Origin of the sequence: Prosthecobacter sp. (assembly GCF_014879935.1) — a bacterium.
In the GTDB taxonomy this organism is placed as follows: Bacteria; Verrucomicrobiota; Verrucomicrobiia; order Verrucomicrobiales; family Verrucomicrobiaceae; genus Prosthecobacter.
In genome coordinates this window covers 60,023-75,185 of sequence record NZ_JACSRD010000198.1, presented here as the reverse complement: position 1 = coordinate 75,185, position 15,163 = coordinate 60,023, and the positions used below count along the sequence as shown (strand labels likewise).

Annotated in this window: 13 protein-coding genes; 5 read left to right on the top strand and 8 right to left on the bottom strand. The window is 60.2% G+C overall.

Annotation, left to right across the window (positions count from 1 at the left end):
* The first annotated feature begins 183 nt into the window (after window positions 1-183).
* Together IAE77_RS21900 and IAE77_RS21895 are read left to right on the top strand one after the other, a co-directional pair.
* Window positions 184-912, top strand: coding sequence for a hypothetical protein (locus IAE77_RS21900; protein WP_294231362.1), 729 nt, complete (start codon window positions 184-186; stop codon window positions 910-912).
* A gap of 143 nt (window positions 913-1,055) precedes the next feature.
* Window positions 1,056-1,286 (top strand): hypothetical protein, encoded by a 231-nt coding sequence (locus tag IAE77_RS21895; RefSeq protein ID WP_294231360.1) that lies wholly within the window; start codon window positions 1,056-1,058, stop codon window positions 1,284-1,286.
* Between the two features lie 85 nt (window positions 1,287-1,371).
* On the opposite strand, the gene IAE77_RS21890 is transcribed toward IAE77_RS21895, so the two are convergent.
* From IAE77_RS21890 to IAE77_RS21880, 3 genes are all read right to left on the bottom strand, one after another.
* Window positions 1,372-1,953 (bottom strand): hypothetical protein, encoded by a 582-nt coding sequence (locus IAE77_RS21890; RefSeq protein WP_294231358.1) that lies wholly within the window; start codon window positions 1,951-1,953, stop codon window positions 1,372-1,374.
* 89 nt (window positions 1,954-2,042) lie between these two features.
* Complete coding sequence (locus IAE77_RS21885) at window positions 2,043-2,984, bottom strand: DUF1186 domain-containing protein (RefSeq protein ID WP_294231356.1); 942 nt, start codon at window positions 2,982-2,984, stop codon at window positions 2,043-2,045.
* A 21-nt stretch (window positions 2,985-3,005) separates the two neighbouring features.
* A complete protein-coding gene (locus tag IAE77_RS21880; protein WP_294231354.1) occupies window positions 3,006-5,375 on the bottom strand; it encodes a Tex family protein in 2,370 nt (789 codons plus the stop codon).
* 138 nt (window positions 5,376-5,513) lie between these two features.
* On the opposite strand from IAE77_RS21880, the gene IAE77_RS21875 reads away from it, so the two are divergent.
* Complete coding sequence (locus tag IAE77_RS21875) at window positions 5,514-6,731, top strand: PQQ-binding-like beta-propeller repeat protein (RefSeq protein ID WP_294231352.1); 1,218 nt, start codon at window positions 5,514-5,516, stop codon at window positions 6,729-6,731.
* A 3-nt stretch (window positions 6,732-6,734) separates the two neighbouring features.
* On the opposite strand, the gene IAE77_RS21870 is transcribed toward IAE77_RS21875, so the two are convergent.
* Window positions 6,735-7,715, bottom strand: a complete 981-nt coding sequence (locus IAE77_RS21870; RefSeq protein ID WP_294231351.1) for a hypothetical protein — start codon at window positions 7,713-7,715, stop codon at window positions 6,735-6,737.
* Window positions 7,716-7,786: 71 nt separating this feature from the next.
* On the opposite strand from IAE77_RS21870, the gene IAE77_RS21865 reads away from it, so the two are divergent.
* Window positions 7,787-9,154 (top strand): neutral/alkaline non-lysosomal ceramidase N-terminal domain-containing protein, encoded by a 1,368-nt coding sequence (locus IAE77_RS21865; protein WP_294231349.1) that lies wholly within the window; start codon window positions 7,787-7,789, stop codon window positions 9,152-9,154.
* 22 nt (window positions 9,155-9,176) lie between these two features.
* Here the strand turns inward: IAE77_RS21865 and IAE77_RS21860 are convergent, their stop codons facing one another.
* The 4 genes from IAE77_RS21860 to IAE77_RS21845 all read right to left on the bottom strand — a co-directional run bounded on the left by IAE77_RS21860 (window position 9,177) and on the right by IAE77_RS21845 (window position 12,346).
* Window positions 9,177-9,464: a hypothetical protein gene (locus IAE77_RS21860; protein ID WP_294231347.1), complete on the bottom strand. Its 288-nt coding sequence runs from the start codon at window positions 9,462-9,464 to the stop codon at window positions 9,177-9,179.
* A 205-nt stretch (window positions 9,465-9,669) separates the two neighbouring features.
* The gene (locus IAE77_RS21855) at window positions 9,670-10,260 is read right to left on the bottom strand and encodes a Uma2 family endonuclease (RefSeq protein ID WP_294231345.1); all 591 of its coding nucleotides are present in this window, start codon (window positions 10,258-10,260) and stop codon (window positions 9,670-9,672) included.
* A 115-nt stretch (window positions 10,261-10,375) separates the two neighbouring features.
* The gene (locus tag IAE77_RS21850; protein ID WP_294231343.1) at window positions 10,376-11,377 is read right to left on the bottom strand and encodes a sugar phosphate isomerase/epimerase; all 1,002 of its coding nucleotides are present in this window, start codon (window positions 11,375-11,377) and stop codon (window positions 10,376-10,378) included.
* A gap of 90 nt (window positions 11,378-11,467) precedes the next feature.
* Window positions 11,468-12,346 carry a hypothetical protein gene (locus IAE77_RS21845; RefSeq protein WP_294231341.1) on the bottom strand — a complete coding sequence of 293 codons (879 nt, stop codon included), beginning with the start codon at window positions 12,344-12,346 and terminating at the stop codon, window positions 11,468-11,470.
* A gap of 88 nt (window positions 12,347-12,434) precedes the next feature.
* Between IAE77_RS21845 and IAE77_RS21840 the strand changes: the two genes are divergently transcribed.
* Window positions 12,435-15,134: a PQQ-dependent sugar dehydrogenase gene (locus tag IAE77_RS21840; protein WP_294231339.1), complete on the top strand. Its 2,700-nt coding sequence runs from the start codon at window positions 12,435-12,437 to the stop codon at window positions 15,132-15,134.
* Window positions 15,135-15,163 lie beyond the last annotated feature (29 nt).

Below are 15,163 nucleotides of genomic sequence, written 5' to 3'. Positions count from 1 at the left end.
GCGTTTTCGAATAGTCAGGCTGGTGGTTATGAAAACTCAGATGACCATGACTGATTTCACTGTCCGCCACAGCTCAGATTCCTTGCCTGCCACACGGCGTCCTGTCAGAATGGTTTTGAATTAAGGGCTGCCAGCACTGTGCTCGCAGGTTCTTCGTTCCTCACCTCTTAAACCAATCCGATCATGAAAACGCACCCCGACTTCCAGCGCGTTTCCGGCGCGTTCGTCGCGTTGATGGCGGCACTGCTGCTGTGCCAATGCTCGATGCCGCCGCGTCAGGCCTGGCGGTACATCCAGTCCAACGGACTGCTGACCTACCTGAACTACTCCACCGGCCACTCCAGCCTGCCATTCCACACCGGCTCGTCCTATCGCCAGCGTTATGCGACGCGCAGTTACTCGCGTCCATCGAACACGTGGTATTCAAACTGGAGCTCCGGCATGCCCAACCGGATCCACTACGCCCCATCCACCTCCACATCGACGCCGAGCCGCTACTACAGCGCCACTCCTCCTTACAAGAGCAGCCGTCCGGCCCCGCGTCCGCGTGTCAGCGAACCGACCCCTCGGGTGAGCATTCCCTTGGAAGAGCCTGCGCCGAAAGTCGTCAGGAACGATCCGCCCACGCCTGGTCCCGCCACCACGCCGAGGAGCGATGCTCCAGCCCCCGCAGCCCCAAAAGCAGTGGCCGACCTGCCCTACGGTGCCCCCGTTCCCGGCCGCGCCAACATGGTGAACAGTCCCTATGCGGGGAAAACGCAGCTCGTGGACGTCTCCGGCATGGGTCCTGGTCAGACGGTGAAATGCCCCTACACCGGCAAGCTTTTCAAAGTCCCGCCGACCCAGCAGGCAGCCAACAACGCGGAATCGAAACTGGAACCCAGGACCGAAAGCCCCAAATCAGAGCAGTAAGCCCCGTTTCCAGCAGCCCCTTCTCTCTCCAGCACCGCAGCCCGGGAAACCGGCCTGCGGTTGCTTTTGGTCTTGATTCAACCTTGATCGGTGGAACTCTTGCCGCCCTCAAAACCGCAAACGACAACCGATCACTATCCATCATGGGTCAGCAACTCAACAAAGTCATCAAACGCAGCCGCCGTAAGAAGTACCTCGCACGCAAGAAGGCACTCGCCAAGGCAGGCATCTCCCGCAAGGCCCGCAGCGCCAAGGCCGACAAAGGCGCCAAGAAGGCACCCGCGAAGAAGCCGGCCGCCAAGAAGGCCCCTGCGAAGCCGAGGGCCGAAGTGGTCGCTGAGACCGCCGCTCCCGAAGCTGCCGCCCAGGAGTAAGCCACACTCTCTGTCAGACTCATTTGAAAAAAACACCGCTGGTCGTCCCGGCGGTGTTTTTTTTGGCCCATGCGACAACGGCGGGTCAACGGAACCAAAGACCACCAGAGCCACCCGGTGCTCCCTGGTTCGACCGTGAATTGTAGCCATCGTAGTAGCCACGCTCAAAGCTGGAGCGATGACGCGGATCGTAGCGCCCCACATGCGCTGCTGGATCGGGCTGCCGGCCGCCTGTCAGATCCCGCAGGCCGTAGTCGTAGCCCTGGTTGTAGGTGGGATCATTTGCCTGTGGCTGTGATGGCGGCACCGGAACATACGTGCCGCTGTTCGGAGGATAAGCACCACCCAGGCGGCTGCTCGCCTGGCTGTAGCCTTGATTGTAGCCATCGCGGAAGGCCATCTCCGTGTTGTGATCAAAACTGGAGCGATGCCGGTTGTAGTTCTGGCTTTGCCGTGCCTGTGCATCATTCTGGCCCTCCTGCAAACCCCGCTCGTAGGCCAGCCGGTTCACCTGATTGCCCTGCTCCCGCAGGTCCTGCCTGTAAGAGCCGGGATAGGGCCCACCCTGGGGACCATAGCCGCCCGGACCTGGTGGTCCATAATAGGGATCGACGCATTGAGTGAGCAACAACGGCAGAACAACAGCTGGAACCAGGGAAAGCTTCATGGAAGGAAGTGGCGGAGCGTAAAAGGCATCTCGCCAGTGGCAAGATCGGAGTGACCCAAGACCGCAATTCCTTCACAAAGCACCGGCACTCAGCCACCCGCACCGCCACAGCACTTCTTGTACTTCTTTCCGCTGCCACAGGGGCACGGCTCGTTCCGGCCGACTTTCGTCGGAGTCACTGTGGGGCTCTTTTTCTCACCGACCTTGTGATTCCCGAAATCGGGCCGCTTTGCGGAGTAGTAGGGCCACCGGCAGATCATCTTGGTGGCATCCACCTCGGGCTTTTGGAATTCGTCCCGCCACACCATGCCTTGTTCTTCCCATGGGTTGCCGCCTTGGGCCGCGAGTTCGATGTCAGCGTAGGGTCCGCCGACATATTCGTCGCAGAAACCGCGCTCAAAGGCCTTTTTCACCTTCGGCAGCAGTTCGACCATCTTCAGATCAGCGACGACGAGCGCCAGCTTCGCCCAGCAGTAACTTTCCTTTCGTTCCAGCTTGTCAAAGAGCATCCCGAACCACGCTTCGCCAGCCTCCCGTGACACAATGCCTGCATGGACGAGATTTCCCACAGCGTGCACTGGCATCGCTCTCGCGAACTCGTCCAGACGCTTGTTCAGCACCACCTCGGTCGTGGGGGCCAGATCACCTTCGAAAGTGGCGGCAAGCAATTGCGGCCAGTCTTCGGTGAGCGCGTCGGAGATCAGCCACTCCCGGTCCGCATCCTTCATCTTGAGGATGTCCAGCAGCCTCTGATGCGTGCCGGACACTTTCCATTCGGCGAGAAAAGCCGTGGCGTAGCCGGGCAGCACCCAGTCTCCCAGCTCCTGCAACAGCCCCTGACGCGACAGTTGCAGCGCGTCATCAATGGCCCCTTGAAACTCCGGGATCATGGCCTCCCGATGCTCCGACACGAGTTTCAGCACCTCCAAAGGCTTCACGTGCGCGGGCGCGGCAAGAATCGCCCTCACGATCTGCGTGGCGATGTCGGTTGCTTCGTCCGGTGCTGGAGTTGTGGATTCAATGTCGCTCATGAGCCGTGGGCGTTCGTTGTGTTACTTCTTTCCTTTCTGCGCCGCGGCTGTGAACCAGTCCACACCGCCTCCGCCGCCGCCAAATGGATTGCCCATGCCTCCACCGGAACTGCGATTGCCACCGCCGCCGAAACTGCGCTGGCCGCCGCCCTGACCGCCACCAGCGGGCCGTGGGCCGCCGCCGCCCTGCTTCTTCTCGAAGTCAGGCTTCGACTTCATGCTCAGGGCGATACGTTTGCGCGGAATATCGACTTCCGTGACCGTCACGGTCACACGCTGGGCCACTTTGACGACCTCTGCGGCGTCGCGAATGAAATGATCGGCGAGCTGGCTGACGTGCACGAGGCCATCCTGATGCACGCCGATGTCCACGAAGGCGCCAAACGCCGTCACGTTCGTCACGATGCCCGGCAGCTTCATGCCGACGGTGAGATCCTTCATCTCGTTCACGCCTTCGGCGAAATTGAAGACCTCGAACTGCTTGCGCGGGTCACGTCCCGGCTTCGCGAGTTCGTTCATGATGTCCTGCAGCGTCGGCAGGCCCACGTCGGCGCTCACATACTTCTTGAGGTCGATTTTCGCGCGCAGATCCGGCTTCTGCATCAAATCGGCCACGCCACAGCCGAGATCGGCCGCCATCTTCTCCACCAGTGCGTAACGCTCGGGATGCACGGCGCTCGAGTCGAGCGGATTGGGCGCGCTGCGAATGCGCAAGAAGCCAGCCGCCTGCTCGAAGGCCTTTTCACCGAGCCGCGGCACCTTGAGCAGATCCTTGCGGCTCTTGAACGCGCCGTTCTCATTGCGGAAGGCCACGATGTTCGCCGCATGGGCGCTGTTGAGGCCGGAGACGTAGCTGAGAAGCTGCTTCGAGGCCGTGTTCAACTCCACGCCCACGGCGTTCACCGTGCTGATCACCACGTTGTCGAGGCTGCCCTGCAGCATGGTCTGATCGACATCGTGCTGATACTGACCCACGCCGATGGATTTGGGATCGAGCTTCACCAACTCCGCCAGCGGGTCCATCAAACGGCGGGCGATGGACACGGAGCCACGAACGGTGACGTCGTGATTTGGGAACTCCTCGCGGGCGACTTCACTGGCGCTGTAGATCGACGCGCCGCTTTCATTCACCATGATGACCGGAATCGAGGCCGGAACGCCGATCTTCTTCACAAACATCTCCGTCTCACGGCTGGCGGTGCCGTTGCCGATGGCGATGGCTTCGATCTTGTGACGTTCGATGAGATTGAGCAGCAGGTTCTTCGCGTGCACGAGGCTGTTGCCATCCCCAAGCAGGTAAATAACATCGTTGTAGAGAAGCTGTCCCTGCGCATCCAGCACGACGACCTTGCAACCCGTGCGGAAGCCTGGGTCGATGCCCAGCGTGCGCTTTTGTCCGAGCGGCGCGGCCATCAGCAGTTCGCGCAGATTGTCAGCGAAGACCTTCACCGCCTCCGCATCGGCCTTCTTCTTCGATTCAAGGCGTGCCTCAGTCTCCATGCTGGAGCTGAGCAGACGCTTGTAGGCATCCTGTGCGGCTTGTTTCACCTGCGCCGAGCAGGCGTTGTTGCCTTTCACCGCCAGACGCTCGACCAAGGACACCGCATCGGCCTCCAACGGCTGGATGCGCATGAGCAGGAAGCCTTCTTTTTCTCCGCGACGGATCGCGAGCATGCGATGAGATGGGATGGACTTGAGCGGTTCCGTCCAGTCGAAGTAATCGCGGAACTTCTGCGCTTCTGGATCCTCTTCTTTGCCAAACATCACCTTGGAAGTGACCGTGCCGCTCTCGGCGAAGAGCTTGCGCAGCGACGCACGCACCTCTGCCGTGTCACTGATGCGCTCGGCGATGATGTCGCGGGCTCCGGCCAGCGCCTCGGCGGCGTCTTTGACCTTCAATTCATCCGTTTCGGCCTCCAGCTTCACAAACTTGCCTGCCTCGGCATCGAGATCGACTCCGGCGGTGAGCACGTTTTGCTCGATGAAGTCCGCCAGCGGCTCCAGACCCTTCTCTTTTGCGATGGTGGCCTTGGTGCGTCGTTTCGGACGGAAGGGCGCAAAGATGTCCTCCAGCGCGTTCATCGTGTCCGCCTTCTCAATCTTCGCGCGCAGCACGTCGGTCATCAGCTTGCGCTCTTCGAGCGACTTCACGATGGCCGTGCGGCGATCATCGAGCGCGACGAGTTGGCCGAGACGCTCCTGGATGTTCTGGATCTGCACTTCATCGAGCAATCCGGTCGCTTCTTTGCGGTAACGCGAGATGAACGGCACCGTCGCGCCATCGGCGAGCAGTTTGGCCGTCGCGCCGACCTGGATCGGCTTCAATTTCAGCTCGCCAGCGATGCGTTCGACATGGGCGACGTTGATGTTCAGTTCTGCAGCAGAAGACATGGTTGGGAAAATCGAAAGGGGTGGGGTTGGGACGTTCGAGGTAGCGCATGCATGAGGCACGGCAAGAGAGGAACACCACGTGTGAAAAACTTTTGTCCAGCGCGATGCTTGACACGCCTTCATGCGTATTGAGCACGCATGAAAAAAGTTTTTTGCCTGCTTGCGCTCACCACAACACTCCACGCCCAGGACTGGCCGCGCTGGCGTGGCGTGAACGGCGATGGACGCTGGAATCCCGAAGGCCTTCCCGCTGATTTTGCGAACAAAGAGCCACAACAGATGTGGAAAACGAACATCGGCGCTGGATTCGGCGGCGTGACCGTGAGCCAAGGCCGCGTCTATGTGATGGATCGCCTGAAAACGCCGAAAGAAGTCGAACGCATGCTGTGCTTCGATGCCGAGAGCGGCAAGGAACTGTGGAAGCACGAATGGGAAGTGAGCTACGGCAGCATGGATTACGCCACCGGGCCTCGCACCTCCGTGAACATCCGTGAAGGACGGGCGTATGCGCTGGGAGCCACGGGTGTGGCGGTTTGCCTGGACGCAACGACAGGGAAAGCGATCTGGGAGGTGAACACCGTCGAAACCTGCGGAGCAAAGGTGCCCACGTGGGGTTTTGCCGCTTCACCAGTCCTCGATGGAGATCGTGTGCTGCTGCACGTCGGAGCGAAGGACGGATCAGTCATCGCTTTGGACAAGAACACCGGCAAAGAAGTGTGGCGCGGAGGGCCTGACAAAGCGGGCTACTGCACACCGGAGATCATTTCTCATGCCGGGGCACGACAACTCATCGCCTGGGGGCCGGAACATGTGCAGAGCCTCAATCCGGACACGGGTGCGGTGAACTGGGTGCATCCCTACAAGATCACGTATGGCGTGAGCATCGCCCAGCCGCTGTTTCATGACGGCGTGCTGATGGTTTCCGGCTACTGGCACGGCGCGAAAACCTTCCGGCTCGGAACAGGCGTCGAATTGCTATGGGAGAATGAAACCGACATCTGCGGGCTGATGTCGGCTCCATTGTTCAGAGACGGCGTTGTTTACATGCTCGACAAAAATCGCGGATTACCGGCCTTCGAGCTCAAGACCGGCAAAATCCTCTGGAGCGATGACAACACGCTCACACCAAAGGATCGCAATCCCCAGATGAGCCTCGTATGGATGGACGAGTCGAAGAATCTCGCCGCGCTGCTCAATGCCGACGGCGAACTCGTCTATGTGGCACTCACGCCCGAAAAACGCGAAGAACTGACTCGCTGGCAGATCATCGGCAAAACTTGGGCGCATCCGGCTTTCGCAGGAAGCCGTCTGTTCGCACGCGATGACAAACAACTTGTCGCGTGGAAGTTGTGGTGAGCCTCATTTGGCCGAGCGGAGCTTTTCCAGCCAGCGGCGCGACCAAGCTGCCTCGTCTGTAATCGAATTGGCCTCGAAAAACTTCAGCAGCGCCTCCTCGCGTTTCAGGAGATCAAAACCTGAGCTGAGTTGCAGCTTGCGCAGACACACGGGGCAAAGATGCATCGGCCTCGTGTCTGTCTCGTCGAGGTGATTTGAGCCGTTCATGAGACACTCGAAGAACACACAATGCATCAGGCCGAACATGTGGCCGGTTTCGTGGGCCAGCACCTTGCAGCTTCGTTTGAGAATGAGCGCCTGCGTCTGCTCATCTCGTTTGATGCCATAAAATGCCGGGTCGTAGCGTGCAAAACTGAACACGCCCGCCCCGCCTTGCAAGGTCGCCTGGCCGAACACGAAATTCCAGGCCTCGTCGGGATACAAGTCCTCCATCGTCACGGCGATGATCGAGTAAGCGTCGCGCGGTTTGACGCCAGGCAGCCACTCGAGGATGTCCGTGGAGAGAAGCTGCCGTTTCGGGGGCCGCCCGAATATGCGGCGTTTGGCGGGCACCTTCTCCACAGCCGTCACTCTCAACAGCCGTGTCTCCATGCCAAAAAAGGCAGCGCCGAACTCACGGAGCTTGGCGAGAGAAGGGCTGCCGGGCTCGAATTGCCCGAGCGGCAACATGTAGAGAGCCTTCTGTTCCGGTGTCGGTTTCAATGCCGACAAGCCCAGACGATACTCGAGGACGGTCTGGCCGGGTTCATCGTGCTCAGCCAGCCAGTCGCCCGGCTGAGGCTTGCGAATGGGGGTGAAGAACGCCTTGTCATTCGCGAAGGTCGAGCGTTCGAGCGACGTCGCCCGCGTCAGGTCACCGATGGCTTGGTCAGGTGTGGGAATCGGTCCGCTGCGGACGATGCCACCCCATGTCTTCTGAAGGGTGAAGATGCCCACGAGTACCGCCAGGTAAACCCATGCTGAAAGCCGCGTTCTTGTTTTCATGCGCGGATTGTTCCGGTTTTGAATCAGCGAGGCAAGGAAAGAAGCAGGGCAGCCACTGCTTACCCGTGTGCATGAAACTTTGGCTGCCTCTCCTCCTCGCCGTTTTCGTCATCGCCGCCGCACCGGTGGCTGAAACACCGGCATGGAAAGCCGGAGCCGCCTCGGCAAAGATCACTCCGGAGAAGTCGATGTGGATGGCGGGCTACGCGGCACGCACAAAGCCATCGGAAGGTGTGGAACTCGACCTGTTCGCGAAGGCTTTGGTGATCACGGACCAGGCCGGGGCCAAGTTCGCTCTCATCACGATGGATTTGATCGGCGTGCCGAGAAATCTGCGGCTCGCGGTGGCCGAACGCGTGAAGAAGGAGCACGGCATCGAGCCGGCAAACCTCGCGATCAACGCCTCGCACACGCACAGCGGTCCGGAACTGCGCACGAGCCGCATTCATGGGGCTGATGATGTCGCATTGCGTGAAAAGGAAGCGGCGGAATACACCTCGAAGCTGGAAGACACACTGGTCCGGCTGGTGGGTGAGTCGATTCAGAAGTCCGTGCCCGCGCATCTCGACTACAGCACGGCGCGCTGCGGTGTTTCGATGAACCGCCGCACGCCGGATGGCAAAGGCGGCTGGAACAATTTCCCGAATCCAAACGGCCCGGTGGATCAAACCGTGCCTGTCTTGAAGGCGGCGAGTGCCGAGGGCAAGGAGATCGCCATTGTGTTCGGCTACGCATGTCACTGCACGACGCTCGGACATCAGAAGTTCAGCGGTGACTATGCGGGTTACGCGCAGCAGGAGATCGAGCATGCGCATCCGGGTGCTGTGGCGATGTTTGCGAACGGCTGCAGCGGCGATCAGAATCCATATCCACGGCGCACGATGGAACTGGCGCAGAAGCACGGCCAATCACTGGCGACATCTGTGCAGGCCGCGCTCGAAACGCACATGCAGCGCCTCACTGGGCCGATACGCGCCGCGTATCGTGAGGTCCCGCTGGCCTACGACACGCTGCCGACAAAAGAGCAGCTTCTGGAGGAGCAGAAATCGACCGACAAGTGGAAGGCCACGCATGCGACGCGTGTGTTGAAGCGCATCGCCGATGAAGGGCCGCTGTCGCCCACTTATCCGTATCCCGTGCAGGTACTGCGCCTCGGCAGCGAACTCACCTGGGTCACACTCGGAGGCGAGGTCGTCGTGGATTACTCTCTTCGACTGAAAAAGGACATCAAGGACCCGATCGTGTGGGTCAGCGGCTACACCAACGACGTGATGGCCTACATCCCGAGCCTGCGCATCTGGCAGGAAGGCGGATACGAGGGCGGCGGGGCGATGATTTATGGCACACACCCAACTCGCTGGAGTGACAAGGCCGAGGAGCACATCGTCGGCACGGTGATGGAGTTGCGGACAGATTTGAACGACACGCCCCGGAACTAAACCACCCCAACCTGAGCCGCGCCTATGCTCCTGTGGGAAGCTCAGACCAGCGGACATAGTAGGTGACCGCGATGGCAAGCAGCAGTGCTTGCGCGGTCGTCAACATGAGCAAGTGACGACGCCCATCACAACGGAGCATCAGGGCTGCGTGAATCGCGAAGGCTGTGACTGCAGCAACGGCGTTGCTGGTTCCGGCCGAAGCAGGCCATGTCGCCGCCTGCGCCAGTCCCGCCACAGCCATGATCGGCGCATACATTGGCCATTGAACGCGTTGCTGCAAGGGAGTAAGAGTCGTTTCGGTCAGTCCCATCGGCCGGAGAAAAATCTGAAATGCGGCTGCCGCTAGGAGCCAAACTGAAAGATAGACAATCAGCCTCCAACGAAACCGGACCTCGTGTGAACAGGCCCGTGAATGCTTTGATGCACTCGGTGATTCCGTATGGACAGGCGCTTCACTCATTGTGACTATTGGCTGTTTGATGGCATCCAAAGAACTGCAAAAAGCGGTCTTTGATTCACTTCTGCTTCCCGAACTTCATGCGGTCATAGACCTCGGCGAGCGGAAGCTTGAGGCCGAGGCTCTTGATGGAAAGCTCTTGATCGAGGCCTTTGGCCTCGGTGAGGAACCAAAAACCGTCGCCGTGGCGTTCGTAGATCTCGATGTGGGGGCTGGTCTGGGAGACGAGGACGTAGGCTTTGAGAGAGTCGAGCTGGCGGTAGTTCTCCGCCTTTTTGCCACGATCATAGCTCTCGGTTGAATTGGACAGCACCTCGAAGACGATGGTGGGATTGATGGCCGTCTGCTGGCGCTTGTCCTTTGGATCAAACTCGAGTTTTTTGCAGAAGACCGAGGCGTCGGGATAGGTGACGAGGCCGGTGGCGGGAATTTTGATGCGCAGGTTGCTGTCGTAAGGCGTGCAGGTCTTGCCTTTGAGCCTGATGCCCAGTTCACGAAGCAGACTGGCGACGATCAGGCTGTGTTCTGGCGACCCGCCGGCCATGGCAAAGATCTCGCCATCATAGAACTCGCTCTTGTACACCTCTTTCTCTTCGAGCTCGTAGTATTCCTCGACGGTGTGTTTGCGAACGCTTTTGACGATGGCCATGATGTTGGGAGGCTACGCCTCCCGCAGAGTTGAGCCAGTCAAAAAAACGGCCCGGAAGGTCATTCCGGGCCGTTGGAGAGTTTCAGGCGCCGCACAGGGGACTGCGCGAACCACTTTACTTGCTCGCCTCAGCAAACTGGGCGTCGAAGATAATCTTCGAAGGCGGGAAGTCGATCTTCTTGCAGAAGGCGGCGGATTCGGTGGCACCGAATTCACGGTCCATGGCGCCGTCTTCCCACTCGACGCTCAGCGGGCCGCCGTACTCGATGTCGTTGAGGGCGCGGATGATGAGCTCGAAGTTGATCTTGCCGCGGCCGACGGACTTGAAGTCCCAGTAGCGGGAAGGCTTGTGGAAATCGACATGGCCGCCGAAGACGCCGACGGTGCCGTCGCCGATGCCCCAGGAAACGTCCTTCATGTGCACGTGGAAGATGCGGTCGCTGAACTTGTAGAGGAACTTCACGTAATCGACGCCCTGGTAGCCGAAGTGGCTGGGGTCGTAGTTGAAGCCGAAGGCGGGATGGTAGTCGATGGCCTGCAGGGCACGCTCAGCGCTGGCGATGTCGAACGCGATCTCGGTGGGATGCACTTCGAGCGCGTAGCGGATACCGAGCTTCTGATATTCGTCGAGGATGGGCTTGAAGCGCTTGGCGAAGTCGGCGTAGCCGGCATCGATCTGGCCGGGGAGGTTCGGCGGGAAGGAATACACGAGGTGCCAGATGCTGCTGCCGGTAAAGCCGTTGACGACGCTGACGCCGAAACGCTTCGCCGCATGCGCGGTCTTGATGAGCTCCTCGGCGGCACGTTGACGCACGCCTTCAGGATTGCCGTCGCCATAGATCGCGGGCGAGAGGATCTGCGCGTGACGGGCGTCGATGTTGTCGCACACGGCCTGGCCGACGAGGTGGGTGGAAATGGCGTGGCACTGCATGCCAGCGGCCTTCAGCTTCGCACGTTTGGCATCGCAGTAAGCCTGGTCGGCCTTGTCCACTTCGAAGTGGTCGCCCCAGCAGGCGAGCTCGACGCCGTCGTAACCGAAGGACTTGGCCTTCTGGATCATGGTGTCGCAGGAAAGATCGGCCCACTGGCCGGTGAAGAGAGTGACGGGGCGTGGCATGGTGTGTGTCAGGTTGAATGGAGGGCGGGAAGAAGGAGAAAGAATGGCGAATGTCGAATGTGGAATGACGAATTTTTGCGCGGGCGGCGGCTATTTGTCTTCGATCTTCAGGGTGCGGGTGAGGGTGTAGGGATAATTGAAGTCGAGCTCGGTTTTGCCCACGCCGGCGATGTTTGCCTCTCCCTTCAGCACGTAGGTGCCCTTGATCTTCATATCCACGTCGAGCATGTCGGAGAGCCGGCGGACGAGCGTGGCGTCGAAGGTGATTTCCACATGCGAATTGTAGCCCATCGGGCGCTCCAGGCTGAGGACGCCGGAGATCACGATGGTGGCAAGGCTGGCGTCGGGCTGGGCATCGAGCTTCGCAAAGACACAGGAAACCTCTTTCAGCACCGCCTGTCCGGCCGCCTTGCCGCGAGGAGAGGGAATGTCCGCCCTCCAGGTCTCCCCCAGTTTCCGCGGCTCGTTGCCGATGCAGACTGAAAGCAGGTCGAGAAGGCCCGCAGTGAAGGCGAGGTGGTCGAGCGTCTGCCGTTCCTCCGGTGTCGGCTTGCCTTCGGCGATCTCGTACACCCAGCCCGCGTTGTTCTTTCGCACACGCAAGGTTCTGCCCATGAGTGTGGACGGCTGCTCATTCGGCGGCGGATTCTGCCCGGGCCTGGCTCTAAAATGCGACAGCTCGCCCATGAACTCGCTGACTCGCACTTCCTCCGCTCCTGCGCCCGCGACACGCCGGAGAAGATTGAGTCGCTGCACATAGCGGGTGGTCACATCGGCGGTCTCTTTGGCATTCACCTGCTTCGAGCGGCCGTTCTCCACGCGGATCTCACGGTTCTCGCGAATGACGGTGTTGAAACGCAGTAGCTGCGTTTTGCTGAGAACCATCGGTCGCTGGGTGCTGTCTGCCGCGAACAGGACACTCGCGCAGGCCAGGGGCACACAGAAAGCAAAGGAATGCAGGAGCTTCATGATCGAAGTCATACCCGAATTTCCATCATCGGCACAATCCTGGATTTTCAGGCTTGGCGAACTGCGGCCGCTCATTCCATGATGCCGCATGCTCCGCGTTTTTGCATACCTCACCGCACTCTCCCTGGCCGCGCAGGCTCAATGGACCACCTCGCACATTCAGGGATCACCGGAGGCTCCCAAGCCCTATGTGCCCGAGCAGGTGTTCACACAGATCGCGCTGAATGACGGCCTGGAGATGCAGATGGTGCCCGGAGCCGGCCGATTCGCGGCGGTCGAGAAGAACGGCAAGATCTGGACCTTCAAAGACTCGCCCGACACCACAAAGAAGGACCTGTTGATTGACCTCAAGCCGGATCATCCGGCGCTCAGCTACGGCTATGGCATCGCGTTTCATCCGCAGTGGCGTGAGAACGGCTTCGTCTTCATCACCTACGTCGAGGGCGACAAGAATCCGGATGGCAGCAAGCTCTCGCGCTTCAAACTAACGCAGCAGGACCCACCGGTGCTCGATCCGAAGTCGGAGACGGTGCTGCTCACCTGGTTGAGCGGCGGTCACAATGGCGCACATCTGCAATTTGGCCCAGATGGCATGCTTTACTGCACCACGGGCGATGCGACCGCACCTTCGCCGCCTGATTCGCTGAAGACCGGGCAGGATTTGAGCGACTTTCTTTCCTCCATCCTGCGCATCGACGTGGATCACGAGGAAAACGGCAAGGCGTATGCCATCCCGAAGGACAATCCGTTTCTCGCGACGCCCAACGCACGCCCGGAGATCTACGCCTTCGGCTTTCGCAATCCGTGGAAGATCAGTTTTGATCCCAAAGGCCGGCTCTGGTGCGGCGACGTCGGCTGGGAGCTGTGGGAGATGATTCACCTCGTGCCGAAGGGAGGCAATCATGGGTGGAGTACGATGGAGGCCAGCCAGCCGATCATGCCGGAACTGAAAGGGCCTGGCGACATCATCCCGCCCGTCGCGGCACATCCGCACACCGAGGCTGCGAGCATCACGGGCGGTTACGTTTACCACGGCAGCCGCTTTCCCGAACTGCGCGATGCCTACATCTACGGCGACTATGAAACGGGCAAGATCTGGGCGCTGTGGCACGATGGCAAGCAAGTCACACGACGCGAGGAAATCGCCGACACGCCGCACAAGATTGTCAGTTTCGGGCAGAGCGGGGATGGTGAGTTGTATTGGATGAACTGGGAAAAGGACACGCGTGTCTATCGACTCGCCCGGAATCCCGCTGTCGGCAAACCGAGCGAGTTTCCGCGCAAACTCAGCGAAACCGGCCTGTTCACCGACACAGCATCGCAAACAGCGGCGGCAGGCGTTCTGCCATTTTCAATCACCGAGCCGCTGTGGCAGGACGGAGCCAGTGCAGAACGGTTTGTGGCCCTGCCGGAAGGCCAGAAGATCAAAACCACGACGAGCGGCAATCCCGCGAAGCCCAACTACAAGGTGGAATGGCCGGTGGATGCCGTGCTGGCACGAACGATCAGTTTGAAACAGAAACGCATCGAAACGCAGGTGCTGCATTTCGATGGCGAGACGTGGAATGGCTACTCATATCGCTGGAACGACACAGGAACAGAGGCGCAGCTCGTCGGTGCCGATGGCGAGGAGTTCACCATTGAAAAACAGCCCTGGCGCATCCACGGCCGCGCGGAATGTGCCCGTTGCCACACGAACTGGAGCGGCTTCACGATCGGCTTCCAGCCGGATCAACTCGCCAGCATCGGTGGAAGCAAGACGGAGGAAGCTGCGATCTTTGACGGCCCGTTCTTCGAGCGTCTGAAAACACGCCTCGTCGCCAGCCACGATGAAAGGGCCTCCCTGGAGGACCGTGCACGTTCCTGGCTCCACGCGAACTGCGCCCACTGCCATCGCCGGCACGGCGGCGGCAGCGTGCAATTGATGGTGAACGCCGATCTCCCCACGACAGAGGCCATGCTGCTCGACGAAAAGCCGGTGCGCGGTGACCTGTCGTTGACGGACGCCCGCATCATCGCTCCTGGAAAGCCGCATCAAAGCGTGCTGCTGGCCCGCATCGCCCGGAGCGGAACCGGCCACATGCCCATGATCGGTGCCCGCGAAGTCGATCCCGACGGCTTCCGGCTGCTGTGGGATTGGATCGCGGCAGGCCAGGAGACCGAGGGCCCGGAAAAAGTCGAATCTCCCTCCGACGCCTTGCTTGCAGCCAATGCGTTCCATCGTGCCGGGGAGACCTTCGATCCGACGCTGGCGAAACATGCGAATCCCGAGATCGCATGCTATTTCGAGGGTTTCCTGCCCCACGACCAGCGCGTGAAGACGCTCGGCATGAATCTCGATGCGAAGAAGCTGCTCGCCGCGAAGGGCGATGCGAAGCGTGGCTCCGAACTCGTCAGCATGACCGGGAAAATGGCCGCGTGCCTTGCCTGCCACATCATCAATGGCAGCGGTCGCGATTTTGGGCCGGATTTGAGCAAGGTCGGATCACGCCTGAGCCGCGAACAGATTCTCGAAAGCATCCACCAGCCTTCCAAAGTCATCTCAAAGGGCTACGAAACGTGGATGCTCACCCTGAAGGACGGTGGAGCTCAAACAGGCTTTGTGGTGAATCCAGGTGACGCCGCCGTCACCTTGAAGATACCCACGGGCCAGCCGCAGACTTTTGCGCGGGACCAGATCCGCAGCCAGAAAGTGCTGCCTGCCTCACTCATGCCGGAAGGCTTGCTGCAAGCGATGACGGAGCAGGAGGCGGCGGATTTGATCGCCTTTCTCGCGAGTTTGAAATAAAGGCTGCCCGCATGATGAAGGCTGGTGAA

Excerpts from the sequence above, each read along its gene's own strand:
- IAE77_RS21900 (WP_294231362.1), top strand. The coding sequence starts at position 184 with ATGAAAACGCACCCCGACTTCCAGCGCGTTTCCGGCGCGTTCGTCGCG.
- IAE77_RS21895 (WP_294231360.1), top strand. The coding sequence starts at position 1,056 with ATGGGTCAGCAACTCAACAAAGTCATCAAACGCAGCCGCCGTAAGAAG.
- IAE77_RS21890 (WP_294231358.1), bottom strand. The coding sequence starts at position 1,953 with ATGAAGCTTTCCCTGGTTCCAGCTGTTGTTCTGCCGTTGTTGCTCACT.
- IAE77_RS21885 (WP_294231356.1), bottom strand. The coding sequence starts at position 2,984 with ATGAGCGACATTGAATCCACAACTCCAGCACCGGACGAAGCAACCGAC.
- IAE77_RS21880 (WP_294231354.1), bottom strand. The coding sequence starts at position 5,375 with ATGTCTTCTGCTGCAGAACTGAACATCAACGTCGCCCATGTCGAACGC.
- IAE77_RS21875 (WP_294231352.1), top strand. The coding sequence starts at position 5,514 with ATGAAAAAAGTTTTTTGCCTGCTTGCGCTCACCACAACACTCCACGCC.
- IAE77_RS21870 (WP_294231351.1), bottom strand. The coding sequence starts at position 7,715 with ATGAAAACAAGAACGCGGCTTTCAGCATGGGTTTACCTGGCGGTACTC.
- IAE77_RS21865 (WP_294231349.1), top strand. The coding sequence starts at position 7,787 with ATGAAACTTTGGCTGCCTCTCCTCCTCGCCGTTTTCGTCATCGCCGCC.
- IAE77_RS21860 (WP_294231347.1), bottom strand. The coding sequence starts at position 9,464 with ATGGGACTGACCGAAACGACTCTTACTCCCTTGCAGCAACGCGTTCAA.
- IAE77_RS21855 (WP_294231345.1), bottom strand. The coding sequence starts at position 10,260 with ATGGCCATCGTCAAAAGCGTTCGCAAACACACCGTCGAGGAATACTAC.
- IAE77_RS21850 (WP_294231343.1), bottom strand. The coding sequence starts at position 11,377 with ATGCCACGCCCCGTCACTCTCTTCACCGGCCAGTGGGCCGATCTTTCC.
- IAE77_RS21845 (WP_294231341.1), bottom strand. The coding sequence starts at position 12,346 with ATGAAGCTCCTGCATTCCTTTGCTTTCTGTGTGCCCCTGGCCTGCGCG.
- IAE77_RS21840 (WP_294231339.1), top strand. The coding sequence starts at position 12,435 with ATGCTCCGCGTTTTTGCATACCTCACCGCACTCTCCCTGGCCGCGCAG.